23 protein-coding genes are annotated in these 24448 nt (G+C 69.9%); 5 read left to right on the plus strand and 18 right to left on the minus strand.

The window, feature by feature from the left end; translation table 11 throughout:
* Positions 1–2: 2 nt before the first annotated feature.
* The 8 genes from ACLBWJ_RS02800 to ACLBWJ_RS02835 form a co-directional block, all read right to left on the minus strand.
* Positions 3–863 carry a shikimate dehydrogenase family protein gene (locus ACLBWJ_RS02800; protein WP_282502437.1) on the minus strand — a complete coding sequence of 287 codons (861 nt, stop codon included), beginning with the start codon at positions 861–863 and terminating at the stop codon, positions 3–5.
* Positions 844–2256, minus strand: coding sequence for an endolytic transglycosylase MltG (gene mltG / locus ACLBWJ_RS02805; RefSeq protein ID WP_447659713.1), 1413 nt, complete (start codon positions 2254–2256; stop codon positions 844–846). The genes ACLBWJ_RS02800 and mltG overlap by 20 nt, the downstream gene beginning before the upstream one ends.
* A 1-nt stretch (position 2257) precedes the next feature.
* A complete protein-coding gene (gene ruvX, locus ACLBWJ_RS02810; RefSeq protein WP_269266507.1) occupies positions 2258–2728 on the minus strand; it encodes a Holliday junction resolvase RuvX in 471 nt (156 codons plus the stop codon).
* Positions 2725–5388, minus strand: a complete 2664-nt coding sequence (gene alaS / locus ACLBWJ_RS02815; RefSeq protein ID WP_447659714.1) for an alanine--tRNA ligase — start codon at positions 5386–5388, stop codon at positions 2725–2727. The genes ruvX and alaS overlap by 4 nt, the downstream gene beginning before the upstream one ends.
* Positions 5389–5455: 67 nt before the next feature.
* Positions 5456–5758 (minus strand): ATPase, encoded by a 303-nt coding sequence (locus tag ACLBWJ_RS02820; protein ID WP_114587817.1) that lies wholly within the window; start codon positions 5756–5758, stop codon positions 5456–5458.
* Between the two features lie 88 nt (positions 5759–5846).
* Positions 5847–6476 (minus strand): 30S ribosomal protein S4, encoded by a 630-nt coding sequence (gene rpsD, locus ACLBWJ_RS02825; RefSeq protein WP_023951228.1) that lies wholly within the window; start codon positions 6474–6476, stop codon positions 5847–5849.
* 156 nt (positions 6477–6632) lie between these two features.
* Positions 6633–8150, minus strand: a complete 1518-nt coding sequence (locus tag ACLBWJ_RS02830) for a tetratricopeptide repeat protein (protein ID WP_447659715.1) — start codon at positions 8148–8150, stop codon at positions 6633–6635.
* Positions 8151–8153: 3 nt separating this feature from the next.
* Positions 8154–9479, minus strand: coding sequence for a replication-associated recombination protein A (locus ACLBWJ_RS02835; protein ID WP_447659716.1), 1326 nt, complete (start codon positions 9477–9479; stop codon positions 8154–8156).
* Between the two features lie 99 nt (positions 9480–9578).
* Here ACLBWJ_RS02835 and ACLBWJ_RS02840 point away from each other — a divergent pair, with 99 nt between their 5' ends.
* From ACLBWJ_RS02840 to ACLBWJ_RS02850, 3 genes are all read left to right on the plus strand, one after another.
* Positions 9579–9893, plus strand: coding sequence for a dioxygenase (locus tag ACLBWJ_RS02840; RefSeq protein WP_282502433.1), 315 nt, complete (start codon positions 9579–9581; stop codon positions 9891–9893).
* Between the two features lie 68 nt (positions 9894–9961).
* Entirely contained in the window at positions 9962–11224 is a 1263-nt protein-coding gene (locus ACLBWJ_RS02845) for a DUF349 domain-containing protein (protein ID WP_282502432.1), read from the plus strand.
* Positions 11225–11317: 93 nt separating this feature from the next.
* Positions 11318–11872, plus strand: coding sequence for an SAM-dependent methyltransferase (locus ACLBWJ_RS02850; RefSeq protein ID WP_282502431.1), 555 nt, complete (start codon positions 11318–11320; stop codon positions 11870–11872).
* On the opposite strand, the gene ACLBWJ_RS02855 is transcribed toward ACLBWJ_RS02850, so the two are convergent.
* From ACLBWJ_RS02855 to pdxS, 10 genes are all read right to left on the minus strand, one after another.
* Positions 11859–14111: a RelA/SpoT family protein gene (locus ACLBWJ_RS02855; RefSeq protein ID WP_112614264.1), complete on the minus strand. Its 2253-nt coding sequence runs from the start codon at positions 14109–14111 to the stop codon at positions 11859–11861. The two genes, ACLBWJ_RS02850 and ACLBWJ_RS02855, sit on opposite strands and share 14 nt — an antisense overlap.
* A 49-nt stretch (positions 14112–14160) precedes the next feature.
* Positions 14161–15150, minus strand: coding sequence for a protein translocase subunit SecF (gene secF, locus ACLBWJ_RS02860; protein ID WP_112614262.1), 990 nt, complete (start codon positions 15148–15150; stop codon positions 14161–14163).
* A complete protein-coding gene (gene secD, locus ACLBWJ_RS02865) occupies positions 15150–16865 on the minus strand; it encodes a protein translocase subunit SecD (RefSeq protein WP_323987561.1) in 1716 nt (571 codons plus the stop codon). The genes secF and secD overlap by 1 nt, the downstream gene beginning before the upstream one ends.
* Before the next feature lie 44 nt (positions 16866–16909).
* Entirely contained in the window at positions 16910–17413 is a 504-nt protein-coding gene (locus ACLBWJ_RS02870; RefSeq protein ID WP_274177711.1) for a preprotein translocase subunit YajC, read from the minus strand.
* A 79-nt stretch (positions 17414–17492) separates the two neighbouring features.
* Positions 17493–18518 (minus strand): Holliday junction branch migration DNA helicase RuvB, encoded by a 1026-nt coding sequence (ruvB, locus tag ACLBWJ_RS02875; RefSeq protein WP_112614224.1) that lies wholly within the window; start codon positions 18516–18518, stop codon positions 17493–17495.
* A complete protein-coding gene (gene ruvA, locus ACLBWJ_RS02880; RefSeq protein WP_112614222.1) occupies positions 18511–19128 on the minus strand; it encodes a Holliday junction branch migration protein RuvA in 618 nt (205 codons plus the stop codon). Before ruvA ends, ruvB begins: the two co-directional genes overlap by 8 nt.
* Positions 19129–19198: 70 nt before the next feature.
* A complete protein-coding gene (ruvC, locus tag ACLBWJ_RS02885) occupies positions 19199–19768 on the minus strand; it encodes a crossover junction endodeoxyribonuclease RuvC (RefSeq protein WP_258524533.1) in 570 nt (189 codons plus the stop codon).
* A 124-nt stretch (positions 19769–19892) separates the two neighbouring features.
* Positions 19893–20654 carry a YebC/PmpR family DNA-binding transcriptional regulator gene (locus tag ACLBWJ_RS02890; protein WP_112614218.1) on the minus strand — a complete coding sequence of 254 codons (762 nt, stop codon included), beginning with the start codon at positions 20652–20654 and terminating at the stop codon, positions 19893–19895.
* A 10-nt stretch (positions 20655–20664) separates the two neighbouring features.
* Positions 20665–21264, minus strand: a complete 600-nt coding sequence (gene pdxT / locus ACLBWJ_RS02895; RefSeq protein ID WP_274177708.1) for a pyridoxal 5'-phosphate synthase glutaminase subunit PdxT — start codon at positions 21262–21264, stop codon at positions 20665–20667.
* A 16-nt stretch (positions 21265–21280) separates the two neighbouring features.
* Positions 21281–22177 (minus strand): pyridoxal 5'-phosphate synthase lyase subunit PdxS, encoded by an 897-nt coding sequence (gene pdxS / locus ACLBWJ_RS02900; protein WP_404568052.1) that lies wholly within the window; start codon positions 22175–22177, stop codon positions 21281–21283.
* Between the two features lie 86 nt (positions 22178–22263).
* Between pdxS and ACLBWJ_RS02905 the strand changes: the two genes are divergently transcribed.
* Both ACLBWJ_RS02905 and pdxY read left to right on the plus strand, forming a co-directional pair.
* On the plus strand, positions 22264–23592 hold the full coding sequence (locus tag ACLBWJ_RS02905) for an aminotransferase class I/II-fold pyridoxal phosphate-dependent enzyme (protein ID WP_323987559.1): 1329 nt from the start codon (positions 22264–22266) through the stop codon (positions 23590–23592).
* 4 nt (positions 23593–23596) lie between these two features.
* Positions 23597–24448: a pyridoxal kinase PdxY gene (gene pdxY, locus ACLBWJ_RS02910; RefSeq protein ID WP_269266518.1), complete on the plus strand. Its 852-nt coding sequence runs from the start codon at positions 23597–23599 to the stop codon at positions 24446–24448.

Raw genomic sequence — 24448 nt, forward strand, 5'->3', positions numbered from 1 at the left:
GTCTATCCTCCCATGAGCGCCCGGCGCATGACGGCGACGACGTCCTCCTCGCCGGGCAGCGGGTCGTCGGGCGAACCGGTCGCGAAGATGCGGATCTGGAGCACCGCCTGATGCAGCAGCATGGTCGCGCCCGGGTGGGCCGGCTGTCCTGCGGCGAGCCAGGCGTGTCCGAGCGCTGTCGGCCACGTGCCGTAGACGACGTCGTAGAGCGTGCCCCCGCTCGCGGCGAGACCCGCGGAGACGGCGTCAGCGACCGGCGCGTCGCCCGGCAGGGTCGACACGGTCAGCTCGACCTCCCCCGCCGGCGCGTCGAGGGGCGACACCGTCGCCGCGATGCCTCGGCTCGCCGCGAGCGTCCGCAGCGGCTCGGCTGCGGCGGGCCGTCGTGCCGCGATGTCGATCCGGCCGACGCCGACGCGCTCGAGCGCGAGGAGCGCCGACGTCGCCGTCGCGCCTGCGCCGACGATGCGGGCACGAGGCGCAGCCGCGGACCCGATCTCCGCGAGCGCAGCCGCGAGTCCGCCGACGTCGGTGTTGAACGCCGCCCACCCATCGCCCGTCCGGAGGAGCGTGTTCGCTGCGCCGGTTGCGGTCGCCGCGGCATCCCGCATCCGAGCCGCGTCGTGCGCGAGTGTCTTGAGCGGCATGGTGAGCGACAGCCCGTGGAACTCCGGCCCGAGGGCTGCCAGCTCGCTCGCGAACGACGCCTCGTCGACGTGCCGCCGCCCGTACCGCCACGGCAGACCGAGCCGGTCGTACGCCGCGGTGTGGAGGACCGGCGACAGGCTGTGGTCGATCGGCGAGCCCCACACCTCGAAGCGGCGCGGGTCTTCCGCAAACGGATCAGCAGCCGCGGTTGTCATTCGCGTCGCACCATGCGTGCCACTGCTCGATGCCGGCCTGGTGCTCCTCGTAGGTCGCGGAGAAGATCGTCTCGCCGGTGTCCATGTTCCAGGTGACGAAGTACAGCCACGGCCCGTCTGCGGGATTCATCGCCGCGTCGATCGCCTCGTCGCCGGGATTCGCGATCGGCCCCGCCGGCAGCCCCGCTCGGACGTAGGTGTTCCAGGGGTTGTCGTCCTCGAGCGCCTCTGCCGACGAGCTGACCGTACCGTCGTGCATCTCGTTGTACCCGTACTGGGCCGTCGAGTCCATCTGCAGGGGCATGCCGTCCGCGAGGCGGTTGGCGATGACGCGAGAGACCTTGTAGAAGTCGTCGGACAGACGCGCCTCGCGCTGGATGATCGATGCCGTCGTGAGGATCTCCTCGCGGCGCTCCTGAGGAACGCCCGCGGCGTCGAGCGACTCGATCGTGCGGTCGACCATCGTGCGCACGATGTCCGTGGCCGAGAGCCCGGGGTCGAACTGATAGGTCGCCGGAAACAGCCAGCCCTCCAGCGTGTCGGCGGCGACACCGTACGCGGACGGGTCGCCGACGGCGGCTGTGAAGTCCTCGACGGGCATACCCGTGCCCTGTGCGAGCACCTCGACGGTCTGGTCGACGGTCAAGCCTTCTCGCAGCTGGGCGGCGTTCTGTCGCTTGCTCGCGGGATCGAGGATGAGCTTCAAGGCCGCCTCGGACGTCATGCGCTGCTGCAACGCGTACACCCCCGGCTGGAACGTGGGGTCCTGTGCCGTCGCGATGAGGTGGTCGTAGAACGCCGTCGGCGTCTTCGTGACGCCCTGGTCGAAGAGCGTCTGGGAGATCGTCGACCCGGTGTCGCCGGTCACGACGGTCACCAGCACCTCGCCGGTCGCCTCGCCGGGCTCGAAGTCCTTCGGCTCCTCCCAGCCCATCACGGAGCGGATCTGAGGCTCGTACGTGTTCCACACCCATGCGCCCGCGGCCACGATGCTGCCGAGGATCGCCAGGATCACGATGAGGACGACCCATTTGGCGATCCGGCTCTTCTTGCGGTCGCGATCATGCCGGCTGGGGACGGCACCCACCTCATGCGTGCTCACTTCGCCCGTGAAGAGGGCGTCGAGCGTGCCGACAGCAGGCGCAGCGGCCCGCGGCGTCTGCCCGTGCGACGCCTGTTCGCCCAGAGCCTGCTCGCGGGACGCCGGTGCGTCCACCGATCCGCGGTGCTCCGCGGCCGGAGTCGGGGTGTGCTCCGCACGCGAGGAGTCGTCGGGACGCGCTGCGCCTCCCGGCGTGGATGCCGGACCCTGGGACGCCGGACTCTGGGATGCCGCACGCGCGGCGCGTCGGCTCGTCGGGACGCCATTGTCGTGCGGCGGGCGGTCAGTCATGTCAGGGGTGCTCCTGCAAGGGTGCGACGGGAACACCGGGCGGGTTACCGGTGCTCTTCTCGACGTCGAGTGCCTGCTGGAGGAGCACTACGGCGGCGACCTGGTCAACAATGCTACGAGACGATCGCTGTGATCGGCCCGAGCCGCGCAACGCACTGTGTGCGCTCACGGTGCTCAGCCGCTCGTCGACGAGACGGACACGGTGTCCGGCGGCCGCGAGAGCCTCGGCGAAACCGCGTGCGTCTGCCGTCGACGCGGTCTCCCGCCCGCTGAGCGCGACCGGCAGGCCCACAACGAGCTCGACGGCGTCGTACTCCTCGGCCAGAGCGCCGATGCGTGCGAGATCTCCCTCTGCGCGCGGCACGGTCTCGACCGGAACCGCGAGCAGGCCGTCGCGGTCGCATCGGGCGACGCCGATGCGGGCCGTACCCACATCGACGCCGAGCCGCACGCCCGGCCGGAATCCGCTCACAGGCCGCTCGCCGCGTCGCGCACCGCGCGGAGGGCCACGGGAAGCGCTGCGGCGTGCGTACCGCCGCCCTGCGCCACGTCGTCGCGCCCGCCGCCACCGCCGCCGAGAGCGGATGCCGCGGCCTTCGCGAGCACACCGGCCTTGGCTCCTGCCGCGCGGGCGGCATCGTTGGTGGCGACGACCACGACGGGGCGGTCCCCCACGACGGCCCCGAGGGCGACGATCGCTGCGGCGTCGGCTCCGAGACGGTCGCGCACCTGCAGTGCCAGGGTGCGGACATCGTCCGCCGATCCCGCCGAGCCGAGCGATTCGGCGACGATCTGGAACGGGCCGGCGGCCGCCGCAGCGCCCACCAGCTGCGGCAGCCGGTCGGCGAGGGCGCGAGCCTCGAACTGGGCGATCCGCTTCTCGGCGGCCTTCAGGCTCGCGGCGAGCTCGGCCACGCGAGCGGCGAGCTGGTCGCGCGGCGTCTTCAGCGAGGTCGTCAGCTGCGACACGATGGCACGCTCGGCGGCGAGCTCACGGAAGGCGTCCTGCCCGACGAGCGCCTCCACGCGCCGGTTCGACGCGCCCACCGACGATTCGCCGATGAGGTTGATGAGTCCGACCTCGGCGCTCGACGACACGTGGGTCCCCGCGCAGAGCTCGCGCGACCAGGGGCCGCCGATGTCGACCATGCGGACGGTCTCGCCGTACTTCTCACCGAACAGGGCCATCGCGCCGGCGGCTTTCGCCTCGTCGAGCGACATGATCCGGGTCGTGACCTCGAGGTTGTCGCGGACGGCGTTGTTGGCGATCTCCTCGATCTCGGTACGAGTCTCGGGCGAGAGCGCCTGACCCCAGGAGAAGTCGAAGCGCAGGTAGCCGGCGCGGTTGAGCGAGCCGGCCTGGGTCGCGCTCTTGCCCAGCGTGTCGCGCAGTGCCGCGTGGACGAGGTGCGTCGCGGAGTGGGCCTGCTGCGCAGCGCGGCGGTTCGCGGCATCCACCACCGTCGTGGCGGCCTCGCCCACGGCCACTTCACCCGTCGTCACCTCGACGGTGTGGCTGACGAGACCGGGCACCGGCTTCTGCACGTCGAGGACCTCGAGCTCGTAGCCCGGGCCGACGATGACGCCCTTGTCGGCGACCTGGCCACCCGACTCGGCGTACAGCGCCGTCTCGGCGAGGATCACCTCGGCGATCTGACCTTGGCTGGCGCGGTCGACGGAGACGCCGCCGACCAGAAGGCCGAGTACCCGCGAGCCCGTCTCGAGCTCGGTGTAGCCCGTGAACACCGTCTCGCCCTGAGCGCGGAAGTCACGGTAGACGCTCGTGTCGGCGAGCTGCCCCTTGCGGGACCGCGCGTCGGCCTTGGCGCGCTCGCGCTGCTCCTGCATGAGCGAATCGAAGGCGCCGCGGTCGACGCTGAGCCCCGCCTCCTCGACGATCTCGAGAGTCAGGTCGATGGGGAACCCGTACGTGTCGTGCAGAAGGAACGCCTGCGCGCCGCTCAGCTTGCCCTCCCCCGCCTCCTTGGCCTGCTCGACCGACTCGTCGAGCAGCTCGGATCCCGCGGCCAGGGTGCGCAGGAAGGTCGCCTCCTCGGCCAGAGCGTACTGCGAGAGCCGCGCGTAGTCGGTCTCGACGATCGGGTACGCCTCCTTCATCGCGTCGCGCGACGCTGCGAACAGCTCCGCGAAGCTCGGTCCGTCGACGCCCAGCAGGCGCATCGAGCGGATGGCGCGACGCATCAGACGGCGCAGGATGTAGCCGCGCCCGTCGTTCGACGGCGTCACGCCGTCGGAGAGCAGCATCAGCGACGACCGGATGTGATCTGCGATGACACGGAACCGCACGTCGTCTTCGTGGTTCGCGCCGTAGGTCTTGCCCGAGAGCTCGACGGCCTTGTCGAGCACGGGACGCACCTGGTCGGTCTCGTACATGTTGTCGACGCCCTGCTTGATGAAGGCGACGCGCTCGAGCCCCATGCCCGTGTCGATGTTCTTGTTCGGCAGCTCGCCGACGATCGTGAAGTCGTACTTCGAGCGCACGTCCGCGATCTCGTACTGCATGAACACGAGGTTCCAGATCTCGACGTACCGGTCGTCGTCGGTCGCCGGTCCGCCGTCGATGCCGTACGCGGGACCGCGGTCGAAGAAGATCTCCGAGCACGGGCCGGCAGGACCCGGGAGGCCGGTGCTCCAGTAGTTGGTGTCCTTGCCGAGACGCTGGATGCGCTCGTCGGGCAGCGTCGAGTGCTTCAGCCACAGCTGGCGCGCCTCGTCGTCCTCTTCGTAGACCGTGACCCAGAGATCCTTCGGGTCGAACCCGAGGCCGCCCTCCGATTCGGGGCTGGTCAGCAGTTCCCATGCGAACGAGATGGCGCCCTCTTTGAAGTAGTCGCCGAAGGACCAGTTGCCGAGCATCTGGAAGAAGGTGCCGTGGCGCGGCGTCTTGCCCACCTCTTCGATGTCGTTGGTGCGGATGCACTTCTGGACATCGGCCGCTCGCGCGTACGGGGCAGGGACGTCGCCCGAGAGGTAGGGGATGAAGGGGACCATGCCTGCGACGGTGAACAGCAGCGCGGGGTCGTCGGTGACGAGCGATGCGGAGGGCACGATCGTGTGCCCCTTCTTCTCGAAGTAGTCCAGGTAGCGCTGGGCGATCTCGGCGGTCTTCATCGGGTTCCTTCGGCAGGCAGGCATCGGCGTCGCGCCCGGAGGCACGACGTCAAGATCAGGTCGGGTGTCAGTGTGAGGAGTCGGCGGCGTTCTTGGCCTTCGCGACCGCGTCGCGCGCTGCGTCCGCGGCGTCGGAGGCGGCGTCCGCGGCCGAGTCGAGGGCGTCGGAGGCCACGCCCTTCACGTCGGCTGCGAGACCCTCGATGCGGGCTTCCTGCTCGCGGTAGGCATCGCCGATCCGATCGGCGAATTCGGAGATTCGCGCGTCGACCTCGGCGAGCATCTCGTGACCGCGCGGATCCTTGTTGACCACGTGCGCGGCGACGAAACCGCCGGCGACGCCCAAAACGAACCACAGCGCGTTCTTCATGGCATCCATGTTAGGTGCAAAGCATGAAGGGCGCCGGGAGAACCCGACGCCCTTCATGGCAGTGCTGAGACTCAGCGAGCCGTACGACTCAGCGCGCGGCGTAGTACTCGACGACGAGCTGCACGTCGCACGTGACGGGCACCTCGGCGCGCTTCGGGCGGCGCACGAGGCGCGCCTGCAGCTTGTCGAGCTCGACCTCGAGGTAGCCCGGGACCGGGGGCAGGACGTCGGCGTGACCGCCGGCGGCTGCGACCTGGAAGGGCTCGAGCGACTCGCTCTTCTCCTTGACGTGGATGAGCTGACCCGGCTTCACGCGGAACGACGGGCGGTCGACGAGCTGGCCGTCGACGAGGATGTGACGGTGCACGACCAGCTGGCGGGCCTGTGCGGTCGTGCGGGCGAAACCGGCACGAACGACGAGCGCGTCCAGACGCATCTCGAGCTGCTCGACCAGGTTCTCACCGGTCAGACCGTCCTTGCGGCGGGCCTCGTTGAACTGGATGCGCAGCTGCTTCTCGCGGATGCCGTACTGCTCGCGCAGACGCTGCTTCTCGCGCAGACGGACGGCGTAGTCGCTGTCGGCCTTGCGCTTGGTGCGGCCGTGCTCACCCGGAGCGTAGGGACGCTTCTCGAGGTAGCGGGCGGCCTTCGGGGTCAGCGCGACGCCGAGGGCGCGCGACAGACGGACCTTGCGGCGGTCCTGAGACTTCGTGGTCACGAAGCTCTCCTTCCGATGACGTGGTCGCGACGTTCACGACTCACGGACGTATCTCCGTCTCCTCGCCCGTCTCGGACTGCACGCCGGGGCACGCCGAGAGGTCTTGATCAGAAGAGAGGGATGCCCGAAAACTGGGCTTCGAGCCGGTCGAGTCTATCAGACGGCGTCCGCGTCGACCGCGGCGGCGAGGTCGAGGACGCCGGCCGGGTAGAACGGGGTCGCATCGCGTCGCAGGTCGTCGATGCGGTACCAGCCGACGGAGGTGTCTCCGTCGAGCACGGGGAGCCGTTCCCCGAGGGGCAGCGCCTCGAGCGCGGCGCTGCGGACGGCGAAGACATGCGCGATCTCGTGCCCGCTCTTGCGACCGTCGTCGAAGATGTTCTCGCTCACGGTGAGCAGCGTGAGTTCGTCGACGCCGGTGGCGAGCTCCTCGCGCAGCTCGCGCCGCATGGCGGCCGCCGCGGTCTCGCCGAACTCCACGCCGCCGCCGGGTGCTCGCAGGAACCGCCCCGCGCCCGGCCCGCCGGGGTACTCCTCGGCGAGGACGTACCCGTCGGCGACGATGACGGCCACCGAGATGACCCGGATACGGCGAGGCGAGGTGAGGTCGGCCGCGTACGCCTCCACCGAACGGCGGTAGGCCGGGAGGTGGGGCGCGAGCGCCTGCAGCGCCGTCCGGAGTGCGGGCGCGGGCTTCTGATCGCTGAACAGCGCCAGCGCCTCGAACGCCCGGGCGGCGTCGACGAGCGGATCGGTGTCGGGAAAGCGGTGCAGCAGTGCGAGAGCGCCCGAGGGATCGCCGACGTTGCGCAGCGAGCTCGCCAATTGGATGATGCACGCCGAGCGCCGCTTTCCGGCCAGGCCCTCATCGAGCGCCGACCGGTACAGCGGGATCGCCTCCGCCTCCTCGCCGAGGAAGTCGTGCAGCGAGGCGCGCTCGTAGCTGCGCACCGCCTCGGCCGAGTCCGCGGCGAGCTGGTCGAGCTCGGCCCACAGGGCGGCGGCGTTCTTCCCGTCGGCGGCATCCCAGAACGCGTCGAACGGATCGGCACCGGCCGTTGTGTCGTCGTCGGCGGGGAACGTCGCGAGAAGCTCCCGCACGCGCGACTGCAGACCGCGGAGTGCGGGGTCGACGCCCCGACTCGCCGCGAATCGGATGAGCCCCCGCAGGGCGGGCCCGCCGTCGCTGGTCTCGCCGGCAGTCAGGTGATCGATGAGGTCGGATGCCGCGATCGTCCGTACCCGGCCCGTCTCGTGCTCGCCCCACTCCGGCGCGGCGACGCGCAGACAGTCGGCGGCGATGACCACGTGCCGTCGTCGCCGGGCGTTCGCGGCGGCCCACTCGCCGCCGGCGTCGAAGACGGCGCCGGCACGATACCCGGTCTCCTCCAGCAGCTCTCGCACGCCCGCCGCGACAGCGTCCTCACCGGGATCGATCAGCCCGCCGGGCAGCTCGCTCAGCACGCGCTGGGGGCCGACGCGGTACTGATCGAACAGCACGACGGTGTCGTCGGGCGTGACCGCGACCACCGTGACGGTGTCGCCGACCTCGACGACATCCCAGTCGCTCTCACTGCCGTCGGGCAGCAGGTAGCGGTCGCGGCGCACGCGCACGTAGCCGTCGAAGGCGGGCGACGAGCCCAGCAGCGTCCACGCGGGTACGGGATCGTCCACGGCTCAGTCCCCCAGGATCTTCCGCAGCTTCTCGACCCGCGCGCCGATCTCGCGCTCGACACCGCGATTCGTCGGCTCGTAGTACCGCTTGCCACGCAATTCGTCGGGGAGGTACTGCTGCGTCGCGACGCCGACCTCGAGGTCGTGCGGATAGACGTACCCCTTGCCGTGCCCCAGCCGCTTCGCGCCGGCATAGTGAGCATCGCGCAGATGTTTGGGCACGCGACCGAACCCGCCGGCGCGGACATCGGAGATGGCCGCGTTGATCGCGTTGTAGGCGGCGTTCGACTTGGCGGTGGTCGCGAGATACGCCGTGGCCTCGGCGAGCGGGATGCGGCCTTCCGGCATCCCGATGAAAGCGACCGCGTCGGCGGCGGCAACGGCGATCGTGAGAGCCTGCGGATCGGCGAGGCCGATGTCCTCAGAGGCTGAGATGACCAGGCGCCGCGCGATGAACCGAGGATCTTCGCCCGCCTCGATCATCCGAGCCAGGTAGTGCATGGCGGCATCGACATCCGATCCGCGGATCGACTTGATGAACGCGCTGATGACGTCGTAGTGCTCGTCGCCCTGCCTGTCGTACCGGAGCAATGCACGGTCGACCGCCTGAGCCACGTGGTCAGCGGTGATGACCGGCGCCTCGTCGTCATCGCCGGGCTCGGCCATCGTCGCGGCGGCTTCGAGCGACGTCAGCGCGCGTCGGGCATCGCCGGAGGCCAGCCGGATCAGCACCGTCCGCGCATCGTCGGCCAGGACGACCGAGCCGGCGAGTCCGCGGGCGTCCGCGACGGCGCGGTCGATGAGCCCGCCGAGGTCGTCGTCGCTGAGCGGCTGGAGGGTGAGCAGCAGCGAGCGGGACAGCAGGGGCGCGACGACGGAGAACGACGGGTTCTCGGTCGTCGCGGCGATGAGCAGGACCCAGCCGTTCTCGACGCCCGGCAGCAGAGCATCCTGCTGCGCCTTCGTGAAGCGGTGGATCTCGTCGAGGAACAGGATCGTCGAGATGCCGTAGAGGTCGCGCTGCGTCATCGCCTCTTGCATGACCTCGCGCACGTCCTTCACGCCTGCCGTGACCGCCGACAGCTCGACGAAACGGCGGCCCGACGAGCGGGCGATCGCCTGCGCGAGCGTGGTCTTGCCGGTGCCGGGCGGCCCCCACAGGATGACGGATACCGCTCCCGCCCGGTTGCCGTCGGGCGACGCGAGGGCGACCAGGGGCGAGCCGGGCCGCAGCAGATGACCCTGGCCGGCGACCTCGTCGAGCGACGTGGGGCGCATCCGCACCGCGAGCGGCGTCTGCCCGGAGAAGAGCGCGCTCGAATCGGTCATCCTCTCAGGCTACTCGCGCGCGCGGACACCGGGATTTTGTCGCGGCGCAGACCCGCGCCATAGGCTTGAGCGGCCCGCAACGGGCACGAAGGAGGCAACGTGGCAGGTCGCGGCAAGAACCGGGACGATCGCGCGGCGCACGAACGCGCTCGTCTCTATGCGGCCCGGCGCGAGTACCACGACGGCCTCGCACGGCGCCGGTCGCGCGACAACGTCATCGCCGCCGTCGCCGGCGGCGTGCTGATCCTCGCCGCTATCGGCGCTCAGGTCGCATACTTCACCGCAGGTCCCGGAGCGCCCGCGCCCGCCGAGAGTCCGGCGCCCTCTCCCACGGAGACCTTGTCACCCACGCCGACGCCGACACAGACCCCGACACCGGCGGATTCCACTCCGACAACGATCCCGTCGCCCTGACGCCCTCCGTACTAGGCTGTCCCCCGACCTGACCCCCATGCGGCGCGAGCCGCGACGAGGTGCCTTCCGTGACTTCCACCCCTGACTCCACGACCACCCCCGCCGACGACGCCCCGTGGGGTCGCGTCGATGACGACGGCACCGTCTCGGTGCGCGAGGGGGCCGAATGGCGCGTCGTCGGCCAGTACCCCGACGGCACGCCGGAAGAGGCGCTCGCCTACTTCCAGCGCAAGTTCTCCGACCTCGCCGGCGAAGTGACGCTCATCGAGGTCCGTCACCGCCGCGGCGGAGCGTCAGCCTCCGACCTGCGCTCGACCGTGAGCACGCTCCGTTCCCGCATCGCGGGGGCTGCGGCCGTCGGCAACCTGGCCGCGCTGGAGGCGCGCCTGGTCGCGCTGGAGGGCGAGCTCGACGCCGCCTCCGAGTCCGAGGCGGCGGAGGCCAAGCAGGCGCTCGACGCCGCGATCGCCGAGCGTACGGCGCTCGTCGAGGCGATCGAGGCGATCGCCTCGCGCGATCCGAAGTCGATCCAGTGGAAGCAGACCTCCGCAGAGGTCACCGACCTCTTCGACCGCTGGCAGCGCCATCAGGCCGACGGCCCGCGTCTCCCCCGCGGCACCGGCCAGCAGCTCTGGAAGCGATTCCGCGACGCCCGATCGACCATCGACAAGCACCGTCGTGAGTTCTACGCCAGCCTCGACGAGACGCACAAGAGCGCGCGCGACGCGAAGCAGCGCCTCATCGAGCGGGCCGAGGCCCTCGCTCCCCGCGGCGAGGACGGCATCGGCGCCTATCGCGATCTGCTCGAGCAGTGGAAGCAGTCGGGCCGCGCGGGCAAGAAGGCCGACGACGCGCTCTGGGCACGGTTCAAGGCCGCAGGCGACGCGCTCTACGGTGCCCGAGCGGAGCGCGAGCAGGCCGACGCCGAGGCCTCGCAGGAGAAGATCGTCGCGAAGCGCGCTCTGCTCGACGAGGCCGCCGCCGTGACCGCAGAGAAGGACACCGCTGCCGCCCGGGCGCTGCTCACGGGCATTCAGCGTCGTTGGGACGAGATCGGTCGCATCTTCCCCCGCGACAAGGAGCGCGCCCTCGACGACGAGCTCCGCAAGATCGAGCAGTCCGTGCGTGCGCGCGAGGACGCCGACTGGAAGAACAACAACCCCGAGACGAAGGCGCGCCAGGGCGACATGCTGTCGCAGCTGCACGACGCGATCGCGAAGCTCGAAGCCGAAGTCGCCGACGCGGAGGCGTCGGGCGACAAACGCGCCATCGCACAGGCCAAAGAGGCGCTCAGCGCCCGGAAGGCCTGGCTCAGCGCTCTCGGCGGCTGACTCTCTCCCCGCGAACGGTCTGTGGAGGCCATGCTGTCCACAGACCGTTCGGCTCTCTCCGCGCGGTTCGGACGCACCCGCCAGACTGACGGAATGATCTGGCCGTTCGTCTACACCCCGGGTACCCAGCTCTCCCTGGCCGAGCTGGCTGCTGCACGCCTCGACGGTGACGTCGTCGAGGTCGGCGAAGCATTCATGCCTGCGGACGCCGTCGAAGGACCCGAGATCCGGGCCGCATCGCTGCGCCCCCTCGTCGCGCCGGGCCTGGCCCTGACGCACGAATCGGCTGCCTGGGTCCACGGCGCGCTCGCCGACCCCCCGGTGCGGCACAGCGTGCAGCGCTGCACCGAGCGACGCCGGAACCACGTGCTCGATCATCGGCTGCACTACCGCGACCTTCAGCTTCCGGCGCGAGAGACCGTGCATCTGGGCGGGATGCCCGTGTCGAGCCGCGTCCGGACCCTGTGCGACCTGTTGCGCGCCGATGCCGCCGCCAGCGACGCGCCACGCGCGGGCGCCGTCGCGATGATCGCCGCGTTCCCCGGCATCCTCGACGAGGCGCATCGGTCGTTGGCGTCGAGCGGCCCCCTGCCGTTCAAACGGCAGGCCCTGGCCTGGCTGGAGCGCCCGCCGGTCAGGACGACGTGACGCGGTACACGTCGTAGACCGCGTCGATGCGCCGCACCGCGTTCAGCACGCGGTCGAGGTGGACGGTGTCGCCCATCTCGAACACGAACCTGCTGAGTGCGAGCCGATCGTTGTTGGTCTGCACCGACGCGGAGAGGATGTTGACGTGGTGCTCGCTGAGCACGCGCGTGACGTCGCTGAGGAGCCCGGCGCGGTCGAGCGCTTCCACCTGGATCTGGACCAGGAAGAGACTCTTCGTCGTCGGCGCCCACGACACCTCGATAAGTCGTTCCGGATCGCGCATGAGCGACTCGACGTTCGTGCAGTCGGAGCGGTGCACCGACACGCCGCTCCCGCGGGTGACGAAGCCGACGATCTCATCACCCGGAACGGGCGTGCAGCACTTCGCGAGCTTCACGAGGATGTCGGGCGCGCCGCGGACGAGAACACCCGAGTCGCTGTCGCGCTTCTGGCGCGACCGTCCCACAGCCGGCAGCTGGATCGGTCCGGTGGAGGTGTCCTCCTCTGCCCGGACGAGCGCGGTGACCTTCTCGATCACCGACTGCGTCGAGACGTGCCCCTCGCCCACAGCCGCGTAGAGCGCAGTGACGTCCTCGTAGCGCAGCTGGTGCGCCACTTCCGTGAACGCGTCCTGCCCCATGAGGCGCTGGAGCGGCAGGTTCTGACGTCGCATCGCCCGAGCGATCGCGTCCTTGCCCTGCTCGACGGCCTCTTCGCGCCGCTCCTTCGTGAACCAGCCGCGGATCTTGTTGCGGGCCCGCGTGCTCTTGACGAATGTCAGCCAATCCTGGCTCGGGCCGGCGTCGGGGTTCTTCGAGGTGAACACCTCGACGACATCGCCGCTGGAAAGGGTCGACTCGAGCGGCACGAGACGCCCGTTCACCTTCGCACCCATCGTGCGGTGGCCGATCTCGGTGTGCACGGCGTAGGCGAAGTCGACCGGGGTGGCCCCCGCCGGCAGGCCGATGACCCGACCCTTCGGGGTGAAGACGTAGACCTCTTTCGCGCCGATCTCGAATCGGAGCGAGTCGAGGAACTCCCCCGGGTCGGCCGTCTCGGCCTGCCAGTCGGAGATGTGCGCGAGCCACGCCATGTCGTTGTCGATCGCCTTGGCGTCGGCCTTGCCGCCCGCCATCCGCTCCTTGTACTTCCAGTGCGCCGCGACACCGAACTCGGCCTGCTGGTGCATCTCGTGGGTGCGGATCTGGATCTCGACCGTGCGACCACCCGGTCCGATCACGGTGGTGTGGAGCGACTGATACAGGTTGAACTTCGGGGTCGCGATGTAGTCCTTGAATCGCCCGGGCAACGGCGTCCACCGCGCGTGGATCGAGCCGAGCACGGCGTAGCAGTCGCGGACGGTCGTCACCAGAACACGGATGCCGATGAGGTCGTAGATGTCGTCGAACTCGCGCCCGCGCACCACCATCTTCTGGTAGACGGAGTAGAGCTGCTTCGGTCGCCCCATGACGCGACCGCGGATGCGGAGCTCACGGAGATCCGTCTCGACGGCGTCGATCACGGTCTGCAGGTACTGCTCGCGCTGCGGGGTGCGCTGAGTGACGAGGCTGTCGATCTCGGCGTACAGCTTCGGATGAAGGACCGCGAAGGAGAGATCTTCGAGCTCGCTCTTGATGGCCTGGATACCCAGCCGGTGCGCGAGCGGCGCGTAGATCTCGAGGGTCTCGGTCGCCTTCTTCGCCGCTTTCTCCGGCGGCACGAAGCCCCAGGTACGCGCGTTGTGCAGCCGGTCGGCCAGTTTGATCAGCAGGACGCGGATGTCGCGCGACATCGCGACGATCATCTTGCGCACGGTCTCGGCCTGCGCGGCGTCGCCGTACTTGACCTTGTCGAGCTTCGTGACGCCGTCGACGAGCATGGCGACCTCGTCGCCGAACTCCGCCGTCAGCTGGTCCAGACCGTATGAGGTGTCCTCTACGGTGTCGTGGAGCAGCGCGGCTGCAATGGCCCTCGGGCCGAGGCCGAGCTCGGCGAGGATCTGGGCTACGGCGAGCGGATGCGTGATGTACGGCTCGCCGCTCTGACGCTTCTGCTGCGCGTGCGCCCGTGACGCCGTCTGATAGGCGCGATCGATGATCGCGATGTCGCCCTTGGGGTGATGTGCGCGCACCGTCCGGACGAGCTGCTCCAGCCCCTCCCGCGGCGCAGCGCGGGAGAAGATCCGAGGAACGAGGCGCCGGAGCGAGCTCTGGGCAGGGGGCGGGGTGATCTCCGTCATACCCTCACCTCCGCCATGCAGACATCGATTCTACGCGCCCTCGCGGCGCTCAGGCCTCGACCGAAGCACGCTCGCGCGACTCGAGAACCCGGGTGTCGTTCGCCTTGATGGCGGGCTCGTTCTCGCGCAGCAGGGCGAACAGCGGCACCGCGACGAAGAGCGTCGAGTAGGCGGCGACGAGCGTTCCGACGAAGATCGACAGCGAGATGTCGGTGAGAGTCTGAGCACCCAGCCAGAGCGCACCGATGAAGAGGATCGCACCGGTCGGAAGGGCCGCAACGATCGTCGTGTTGATCGAGCGCACGAGCGTCTGGTTGGCCGCAAGGTTGACCGACTCGCCGAACGTCCGCCCCGACTTCTCGCCGTCTTCGAATGTGTTTTCGCGGACCTTATCGAACACGACCGTGGTGTCGTACAGCGAGTAGGACAAGATCGTGAGGAAGCCGATGACCGCCGCGGGAGAGATCTCGAACCCGAAAAGCGAGTAGACGCCCACGGTCACGACGAGCACGTCGACCAGGCCGATGATGGCGGCGACGGACATCTTCCAGGTGCGGAAGTACAGCGCCAGGATCAGGAACGTCAGCGCGAGGAAGATCGCCAGGCCCCACAGCGACTGTCGGGTGACGTCCTGGCCCCAGCTCGGCCCGATGAACGATGAGCTCACCTCGGCGGCCGGGACGTCGTACGCCTCGGCCAGTCGCGCCGTGACGTCGCGGGTCTCGGCGTCGGACATCTGGTCGGTCTGCACGCGCACAGCGTCCTCGCCGATCGTCGTCACCTTCGTCGTCGCGCCGGGCACGACCTCCTGCACCGCGTCGGTCGCGAGCAGCTGATCGGTGTTCGACACGTTCGTGACGGTGAACTGCGATCCGCCCGTGAACTCGATCGAGAACTGCGGCGGCTTGACCACGAGGACGAGCACCGAGCCCAGCACGAGGGCGGCGGCGATGATGAACCACAGCGTGCGACGGGCGACGAAGGGGAACGAGAGCTTCCCCGTGTAGAGGTCGTTGCCGAACCGATTGAAGAAACGCATCAGTGCTTGTCCCCCGTCGCATCGCGCTGGTCGCCTGCGGCCTGTTCAGCACGCTTGCGCTCCGCGATCGTCTGTCGCCGTTCGGCCTCACCACGCGACTTCGCTGCGCGGCGTCCTGCAGAGGTCTTCGCCGCCGCGGCGACCGGCTCGCGGAACTGCGCCCGTCCGCGGTACACGGCGCCCAGAGCGTCCGGGTCGAGACCCGACAGCTTGTGCCCCGACCCGAAGAACCGCGTGCGCACGAGCAGCTGCAGCACGGGATGCGTGAAGAGGATGAAGATCAGGATGTCGATCGCGGTCGTGAGCCCGAGGGTGAACGCGAAGCCCTTCACCGTCGAGTCGGCCAGGATGTACAGCACGACCGCGGCGAGGATGTTGATCGACTTCGAGATGAAGATGGTCCGCTTGGCGCGGGACCAGCCGTCCTCGACCGCGCTCGTGATCGACTTGCCGTCGCGCAGCTCGTCTCTGATGCGTTCGAAGTAGACGATGAAGGAGTCTGCGGTGAACCCGATGGTCACGATGAGGCCCGCGACACCGGCCAGCGAGAGCCGGAAGCCCATGCGCCAGGCGAGGATCGTGAGCGCCGCGTAGGTGAGCACGGCCATGACCACCAGTGACGCGATGATGACGGTTCCGAGCGCCCGGTATACGACGAGCGAGTACACCGCGACGAGCGCGAGGCCGATGAGGCCGGCGATGAGACCGATCTGCAGCTGCTGGGAGCCGAGCGTCGCGGAGATCGTGTTGGTGCTCTGCACCTCGAAGCTCAGCGGCAGAGCACCGAACTTCAGCTGGTCGGCGAGCACCTTCGAGCTGTCCTGGTCGAACGTGCCCGTGATGGACGGCTTGCCGGTGAGGATGACGGCATCCATGGAGGGCGCCGACAGCACAGCGCCGTCGAGCACGAAGGCGAACTGGTTGAGCGGCGACTGCTGCCCGTAGAGTCGCTGGCTGATCTTGCCGAACGTCTCGGTGCCCTGCTGATCGAACGTGATGTTCACGGCCCAGCGACCGGTGCTCTGCTCGAGACCGTTCGTGGCGTTGTCGATGGACGAGCCGTCGAGCTCGACCGGGCCGAGGATGTACTTCGCGGTCCCGGTGCGGTCGCAGGTGACGAGCGGCTGATCGGCCGGTGCGTCCGCGGGGTCGTTCGCCGGATTCGCGCAGTCGTAGGCGAGGAACTGAGCCTGCAGCGCCTCGGTGATCCACGCCGGGTCGCTGCCATTGGACGGCGTCGTCGACGGGGTCGCCGGGAGGTCGGGATCGGGAGTGGGGTACGGCGTCTCGTTGCCGTCGTCGCCGACGAAGCTGGTGGCGGGTGAGCCGGTGTAGAGCACCGCGCGCAACTGCAGCTGGGCCGAGGCGTCGATACGCTCACGGGTCTCGTCATCGACCTCGCCCGGAAGCTGAACGACGATCTGGTTGCCGGCCTGCGTGGCGATGTCGGCCTCGACCAGGCCGGATGCGTCGACGCGCTGTCGGATGATGGACGCCGCCTGCTGCATCTGCTCGCTCGAGGGCGCCGCCCCGTCGGACTGCGCCTCGAGGATGATCTGCGTCCCGCCCTGGAGGTCGAGTGCGAGCTCCGGAGCCCACGAACTCGCCTTGAACACATAGACGCCGAGCGCGTTGATACCGAACAGGAGCGCCGTCAGGACCACGAGTCCGGTCAGCGCGCGCCAGGCACGGCGCACAGGTGTGGAAGTCGCCACGGGGAGGTCAGCTTTCGTCGAGCGAGCGCCGGGTCAGCGGCGGATCAGGCGCGGGGCTTGTCGTCGCGGTCGACCGCGCCCTCGGAGGCGGCGTCGGCGCGATCACGCGCGGCGTCGTCGCTGACCGAGGTGATCAGACCCTGCTCGACATCGGCGACGTACTCGTCGTGGTGCTCTTCGGCCTCGATGTACTCGTCCTCGGTGAGCGTTCCCTCTGCGGGGTCGACCACCCGCAGGATCGCCTGGCTGTGCACCTCGACCTCGACGCCGGGCGCGAGCTCGACACGAGCCGACTTCGAGAGGTCCTCGCCGTCGTACTCGACGATCGTGCCGTAGAAGCCGCCCTGCAGCAGCACCTTCGCTCCGGGAAGCAGCTGGCGGGACTTCTCCGCCTGCTCCGCCTTCATCCGCTGCGCGCGACGGCGCTGGCTCCAGAACATGAAGACGATGAGCAGCGCGAGGATGATCAGCAGACCGTACTCGGCGAAGAACTGCACCGCCGGGTTCGCGGGAGGGGCGTCGGCCGGAGTGGTGGCGAAGAAGAGCATGGAGGTGGGAGCACCTTTCACGGGTAGGCACGCGAAGAATGCGCACCCTCGGGATTCGTCGGCGAGAAGCCTTCAGCGATTATAGGTCATCGATCTCGAGCGCCCCGTCGGCGCGGGGAACGCCCAGGTGGCGGTAGGCCGAGGGCATCGCGACGCGGCCGCGCGGCGACCGGCCCACGAACCCGATGCGGACGAGGTACGGCTCGACGACCGACTCGATCGTCTCCGCTTCCTCCCCGACCGTGACCGCGAGGGTGTTGAGCCCGACGGGCCCACCGCCGAATCGGCGCACGAGTGCGTCGAGCACGGCACGGTCGAGCCGATCGAGGCCGATAGCGTCGACGTCGTACAGCTCGAGCGCGGCCGCGACATCCGCCTCCGTCGCACCCGCCGCCGTGTCACCGTGCACCACGACGAAGTCTCGGACGCGGCGCAGCAGGCGGTTCGCGATGCGCGGTGTGCCGCGGGAGCGGCGCGCGATCTCAGCCCGTGCGACGGCCGGGACGTCGACGGCGAGGACGCTCGCGGACCGCTGGATCACGCGTTCGAGCTCCTCCGGCTCGTAGTACTCCATGTGCGCGGTGAACCCGAACCGGTCGCGAAGCGGGTTGGGCAGGAGGCCCGACCGGGTCGTTGCGCCGACGAGGGTGAACGGGGCCAGCTCGAGAGGGATGCTGGTGGCACCGGCACCCTTGCCGACCATGATGTCGATGCGGAAGTCCTCCATCGCGAGGTACAGCATCTCCTCCGCCGAGCGCGCCATACGGTGGATCTCGTCGATGAAGAGCACCTCGCCGGGCACGAGGCTCGACAGCAGCGCCGCGAGATCGCCCGCGTGCTGGATCGCCGGGCCGCTCGACATCCGCAGCGGCCGGCCGCTCTCGTGGGCGACGATCATCGCGAGCGTCGTCTTCCCGAGACCGGGAGGTCCCGACAGCAGGATGTGGTCGGCTGGACGGTCCTGCATCGCGGCCGCCTGCAGAAGCAGCTCGAGCTGCCCGCGCACCTTCTGCTGTCCGACGAACTCCGCGAGCGAGGTCGGCCGTAGTGCCCCCTCGACGGCCAGTTCGGTCTCGTCGGCGGCGAGCTCGTGCGCGTCAGACACCGGTCTGCTCCGGTCGCGCCGGCCCGAGCTGCGCGAGCGCGAGCTTCAGCAGAGCGGGCACGGTCGCGGGGGCCGCAGCATCCGCCGTGACCTGCGCGACGGCATCCGCGGCCACGCGTTCGCTCCACCCCAGAGCCACGAGCGCTGCGACGACCTGACCCACGAGCGTCCCTCCCCCCGAGGGAGCGGACGCCGGCTGAGCAGACGGCACCGCCTGCAGCTTGCCCGCCAGCTGTACCACGATGAGCTTCGCGGTCTTGGGCCCGATGCCCGACACCCGTCGGAACGGGGCGTCGTCTTCGGCGGTGACCGCCTCGGCGATCTGGGCGACGCTCAGTGCCGACAGCACGCCGAGAGCCGACTTCGGTCCGACACCGGTCACGCCGATGAGCAGCAGGAAGACTCCGAGCTGCTCGCGCGTCTCGAAACCGAACAGCGAGAGCGCGTCTTCGCGGACGACGAGGTTCGTGTGCAGCACGATCTCATCGCCGACGTGGAACGAGCGCGGGATGTCGGGGGTCACGGCGACCGAGAACCCGACCCCGCCGACGTCGATGACGACGCTGTCGGACTCGAGGTGCAGCACGCTGCCGCGCAGGGAGGAGATCATGATCCGAGCCTAGGCGCCGCTTCGCAGGTATGTTCGAGCGACACGCGTCGCTCACCACCGGGTGGGAGCGTCAGCGCCGGGCCAGGCGCTCGGCGTCCGCCCACGCCCGCTGCGCCGGAGTGAGCGCCGCTGTGCCGGACGACGACGCCGGGCCGCCGACACCGCGTCGCCACGCATGGCAGATCGCGAGGGCCAGCGCATCAGCGGCATCCGCGGGCTGGGGCAGCGAGTCCAGGCGCAGCACGCGGGCGACCATCGTCTGCACCTGCAGCTTCTCCGCCGAGCCGTAGCCGGTGATCGCCGCCTTGACCTCGGAGGGCGTGTGGGTCGCGGCATCGAGGCCGCTCTCCGCGGCGACGAGCAGCGCGATGCCGCTCGCCTGCGCCGTCCCCATGACGGTGCTCCGGTTGTGCTGAGCGAAGACCCGCTCGACGGCGACGACGTGAGGCTGGTGCTCTGCGATGACCGCGCGCAGGCCCGCTGCGATCGTCGCGAGCCGCCGCTCGATCGGCAGCTCGACGTCGGATCGGACAACCCCGACATGCACGAGGGCGGCGGATCGATCGCGGGCGACGTCGACGACGCCGACTCCGCATCGGGTGAGCCCGGGATCGACACCGAGCACGCGCAGAGAGGTCACTCCCCCACGCTACGTCTGCCGCAGCCGAGCGGAGCGGCGACAACCCGCGAAACGCGCAGTTCCCGGCATCCGACGCGAAATGGGCTGCGCGGGATGCCGGGAACTGCGAGCGATGCTCGGACTGTTACTCGTCGTCGCTCTCGAGCTCGGCCTGCACCTCGGGGGTGAGGTCGAAGTTCGTGTAGACGTTCTGCACGTCGTCGCTGTCCTCGAGGGCGTCGATGAGACGGAACACCTTGCGGGCGGTGTCGGCGTCGACCTCCACCTTGAGCGAGGGGACGAACTCGACGTCGGCGGAGTCGTACTCGATGCCGGCGTCCTGCAGGGCGCTGCGCACCGACACGAGGTCGGAGGCCTCGGTGATGACGCCGAAGCCGTCGCCGTGCGGCTCGACCTCTTCCGCCCCCGCTTCGAGGACCGCGAGCATGACGTCGTCTTCGGTCGTGCCCTCGGACGGGACGACGATGACGCCTTTGCGGCTGAAGTTGTAAGCGACGCTGCCCGGGTCGGCCAGCGTTCCGCCGTTACGGCTGAGAGCGGTGCGGACTTCGGCCGCGGCGCGGTTCTTGTTGTCGGTCAGACACTCGATGAGGAACGCGACGCCGTTCGGTCCGTAGCCCTCGTACATGATCGAGGAGTACTCGACGGCCTCGCCGCCGATACCGGCGCCGCGCTTGATCGCGCGGTCGATGTTGTCTTTCGGGACCGAGGTCTTCTTGGCCTTCAGGACGGCGTCGAAGAGCGTGGGGTTGCCCTGCAGATCGGGGCCGCCGAGCTTGGCAGCGACCTCGATGTTCTTGATGAGCTTGGCCCACGACTTGGCACGGCGCGCGTCGACGACGGCTTTCTTGTGCTTGGTCGTGGCCCATTTGGAGTGACCGGACATGCGCTCGATCTTACCGGGCGGATGCGCTCGCCTCGCGGACGTGCACGAGGAACCTCTCGTGGAAGCGGCGCTCGCCCGAGACCTCCGGGTGGAAGGCCGTCGCGAGCAGACGACCCTGCTCGACCGCGACCACCCCGCCATCCGGCAGGGTCGCGAGCGACCGCACCTGCGGCCCGAGCTCGGTGACGAGGGGCGCTCGGATGAACGCCGCGTGGACGGGTGGGTCCCAGCCCGCGACGGCGAGCGCCGTCTCGAACGATTCGGTCTGACCGCCGAAGGCGTTCCGCCGCACGGTCACGTCGAGCCCGCCGAAGGTCTCCTGACCCGCGATGGCCCCGTCGAGGCGGTCGGCGAGCAGGATGAGCCCGGCGCAGGTGCCGTAGACGGGGAGGCCCGCGGCGATCGCGTCGCGGATGGGCTGCTGCATCCCGAACGCGCGTGCCAGCTTGTCGATGACGCTCGACTCACCGCCCGGCAGGACGAGACCGTGTACCGCCGCCAGGTCGCCGGGACGACGGACGAGGGATGCCGTCGCGCCGAGCTCCGTGAGCACGCGCAGGTGTTCGCGGACGTCTCCCTGCAGGGCGAGGACTCCGACGTGCGGCGGCATCCCTTCGTCCACCGACTCACCAGCCGCGGTCGGCGAGACGGTGCGGGGCAGGCAGATCGGAGACGTTGATGCCGACCATCGCCTCGCCGAGTCCGCGCGAGGCCTCGGCGACGACGGCGGCGTCATCGTGGAAGGTGGTCGCCTTCACGATGGCCGCGGCACGGCGAGCGGGGTCGCCCGATTTGAAGATGCCGGAACCCACGAAGACGCCGTCCGCGCCGAGCTGCATCATCATCGCGGCGTCGGCAGGGGTGGCGACACCGCCCGCGGTGAAGAGCACGACCGGCAGGGTGCCGGTGGCTGCGACCTCGGCGACGAGGTCGTACGGCGCCTGGAGCTCCTTCGCCGCGACGTACAGCTCGTCGGGGCTCTTCGCCTGCAGAGCACGGATCTCGGCGGTGATCGTGCGGATGTGGCGCGTCGCCTCCGAGACGTCGCCCGTGCCGGCCTCGCCCTTGGAGCGGATCATCGCGGCCCCCTCCGTGATGCGACGCAGAGCCTCGCCGAGGTTTGTGGCACCGCACACGAACGGGACGGTGAAGCCCCACTTGTCGATGTGGTGCGTGTAGTCGGCCGGCGACAGCACTTCGGACTCGTCGATGTAGTCCACACCGAGCTCCTGGAGCACGCGCGCTTCGACGAAGTGCCCGATGCGCGCCTTCGCCATCACGGGGATCGACACCGACGCGATGATCTCGTCGATCAGGTCGGGGTCGCTCATGCGCGCCACCCCGCCCTGGGCGCGGATGTCGGCGGGGACGCGCTCGAGCGCCATGACGGCCACGGCGCCGGCATCCTCCGCGACCCGTGCCTGATCGGCGGTGACGACGTCCATGATGACGCCGCCCTTCAGCATCTCTGCGAGGCCGCGCTTGACGCGCGATGATCCGGTGACGGTCTGGTCGTTCGACACGATGGGGCTCCGATCCGGCCGTCTTCTCGGGATGCAGTTCGGCCTAGGCCAAAAAGTAGCATGGCATCCGACATAAGATCGTCCCGATGACTTCCCGTGACACGATCACCGGACACACGGCGGGTGAGATCGCCGACAGCGTCCGGATGCTGCTCGAGCGAGGCGCCCTGCGCGCGGACGACGCGCTGCCACCGGTGCGCGCCCTGGCGGAGCAGCTCGGCGTCAACCGGAACACCGTGGTCGCCGCCTACCGGCTCCTCGCGCAGGCCGGCGTCGTCGTGGCCCGCGGCCGCGGCGGAACGCGAATCGCCGAGGTCTCCCCCGTCGCCGCCGAGGGCGTGGCCGCCGACACGGTGCTGCGCGACGTCGGGTCCGGAAATCCGGATCCTGCTCTCATCCCCGATCCGCGCGGCGTGCTCGGCCGAGTCGCCGGACGCCCCGTCCTGTACGGCGAGCCGGTCATCGACGCCGGTCTCGCAGCCTGGGCCAGGAACTGGTTCGCCGCTGACACGGCAGCGGATGCCGACATCCACCTCACCGTCACCGGTGGCGCCGTCGACGCCGTCGAGCGCCTCCTGGCGCAGGCTCTCACCCGCGACGACGCGGTTGCCCTCGAAGACCCGTGCTTCCTCGCGAGCATCCACACGGTGCGCCTCGCCGGCTACCGCGCGATCCCGGTGCCCGTCGACAACGAGGGCATGACGGTCGATGGACTGCGAGCAGCCCTGGATGCGGGCGCCCGCGCCGTCGTCATCACCCCGCGAGCGCAGAATCCCACCGGTGCGAGCCTGTCGGCCGAGCGCGCGGCAGCCCTGCGCGCGGTACTGGCCGATCATCCGTTCGTCCTCGTCATCGAGGACGACCACTTCTCCCTCCTGTCGACCCAGCCGTACCGCTCGGTCATCGGCGACCAGCACGAACGCTGGGCACGGGTGCGCTCGGTGTCGAAGTTCCTCGGACCGGACATGTGCCTCGCGGTCACGGCATCCGACCCCACGACCGCGGAACGCCTGGCCCTGCGCCTCGGCTCGGGCACCACATGGGTCAGCCACCTGCTGCAGCGCCTTACACACGCTCTCGTCTCGGACGACACCGCCGCCGGCACGATCGCCACCGCTCGGGCTCACTACGCCGACCGCAACAGCGCCTTCGCAGCCGAGCTGACGCGCGCGGGCCTCCCCTGCGCACCCGGTGACGGACTCAGTCTCTGGGTCGAGGTACCCGGCACCGCCCGCTCCGTCGCCGACGCCCTGATGCGCCGGGGCTGGCTCGCGCGCACCGGCGACGAATTCCGGCTGGCCGACGATGCACCCTCGCGCCACCTGCGGCTGACCGTGCACGACCTGAACGACGCCGACGCCGCACTGCTCACGCGCGACCTCGTCGCATCCGCCCTCCCCTCTCGAAAGGCATGACCCCATGAAGGTGCTCTCGATCCAGTCGGCCGTCGCATACGGACACGTCGGCAACTCCGCCGCGGTGTTCCCGCTGCAGCGCATCGGCGTGGAGGTCATGCCGGTCTACACGGTGAACTTCTCCAACCACACCGGGTACGGCGCCTGGGGTGGCCCGATGATCAGCCCGGACGACGTCCGCGCCGTCATCGCGGGCGTCGAGGATCGCGGCGCCTTCCCCCAGATCGATGTCGTCCTGTCGGGCTACCAGGGTGGCGAGGGCATCGCCGACGTCATCCTCGACACCGTCGCGCGCGTCAAGGCCGCGAACCCGGATGCCGTCTACGCGTGCGACCCCGTCATGGGCAACGCGAAGTCCGGGTGCTTCGTGGCGCCGGCGATCCCGATCCTGCTGCGCGAGCGCGTCGTGCCGGCCGCAGACATCATCACGCCGAACCAGTTCGAGCTCGGCTTCCTGACCGAGACCGAGCCGACCGATCTCGACTCGACTCTCGCCTCCGTCGACGCCGCCCGCGCGATGGGTCCGCGCACCGTGCTCGTGACGAGCGTCGAGCGCCCCGACCGACCCGAAGGCACGATCGAGATGCTCGCCGCGGACGACGCCGGGGCTTGGATCGTCCGCACGCCCCACATTCCCATGAAGGCGAACGGATCCGGCGACGTGACGGCGGCCCTGTTCACCGCTCACTACCGCAGCACCGGCTCCGCGGCCGAGGCGCTGGCGCGCACGACCTCGAGCGTGTTCGACCTGCTCACGCGTACGCACGAGTCGGGCGAGCGCGAACTCCAGCTCGTCGAGAGCCAGGAGGCCTACGCGCACCCGCGGATGCAGTTCACGGTCGAGCAGGTGCGCTGA

Source organism: Microbacterium sp. M4A5_1d (genome assembly GCF_053345465.1).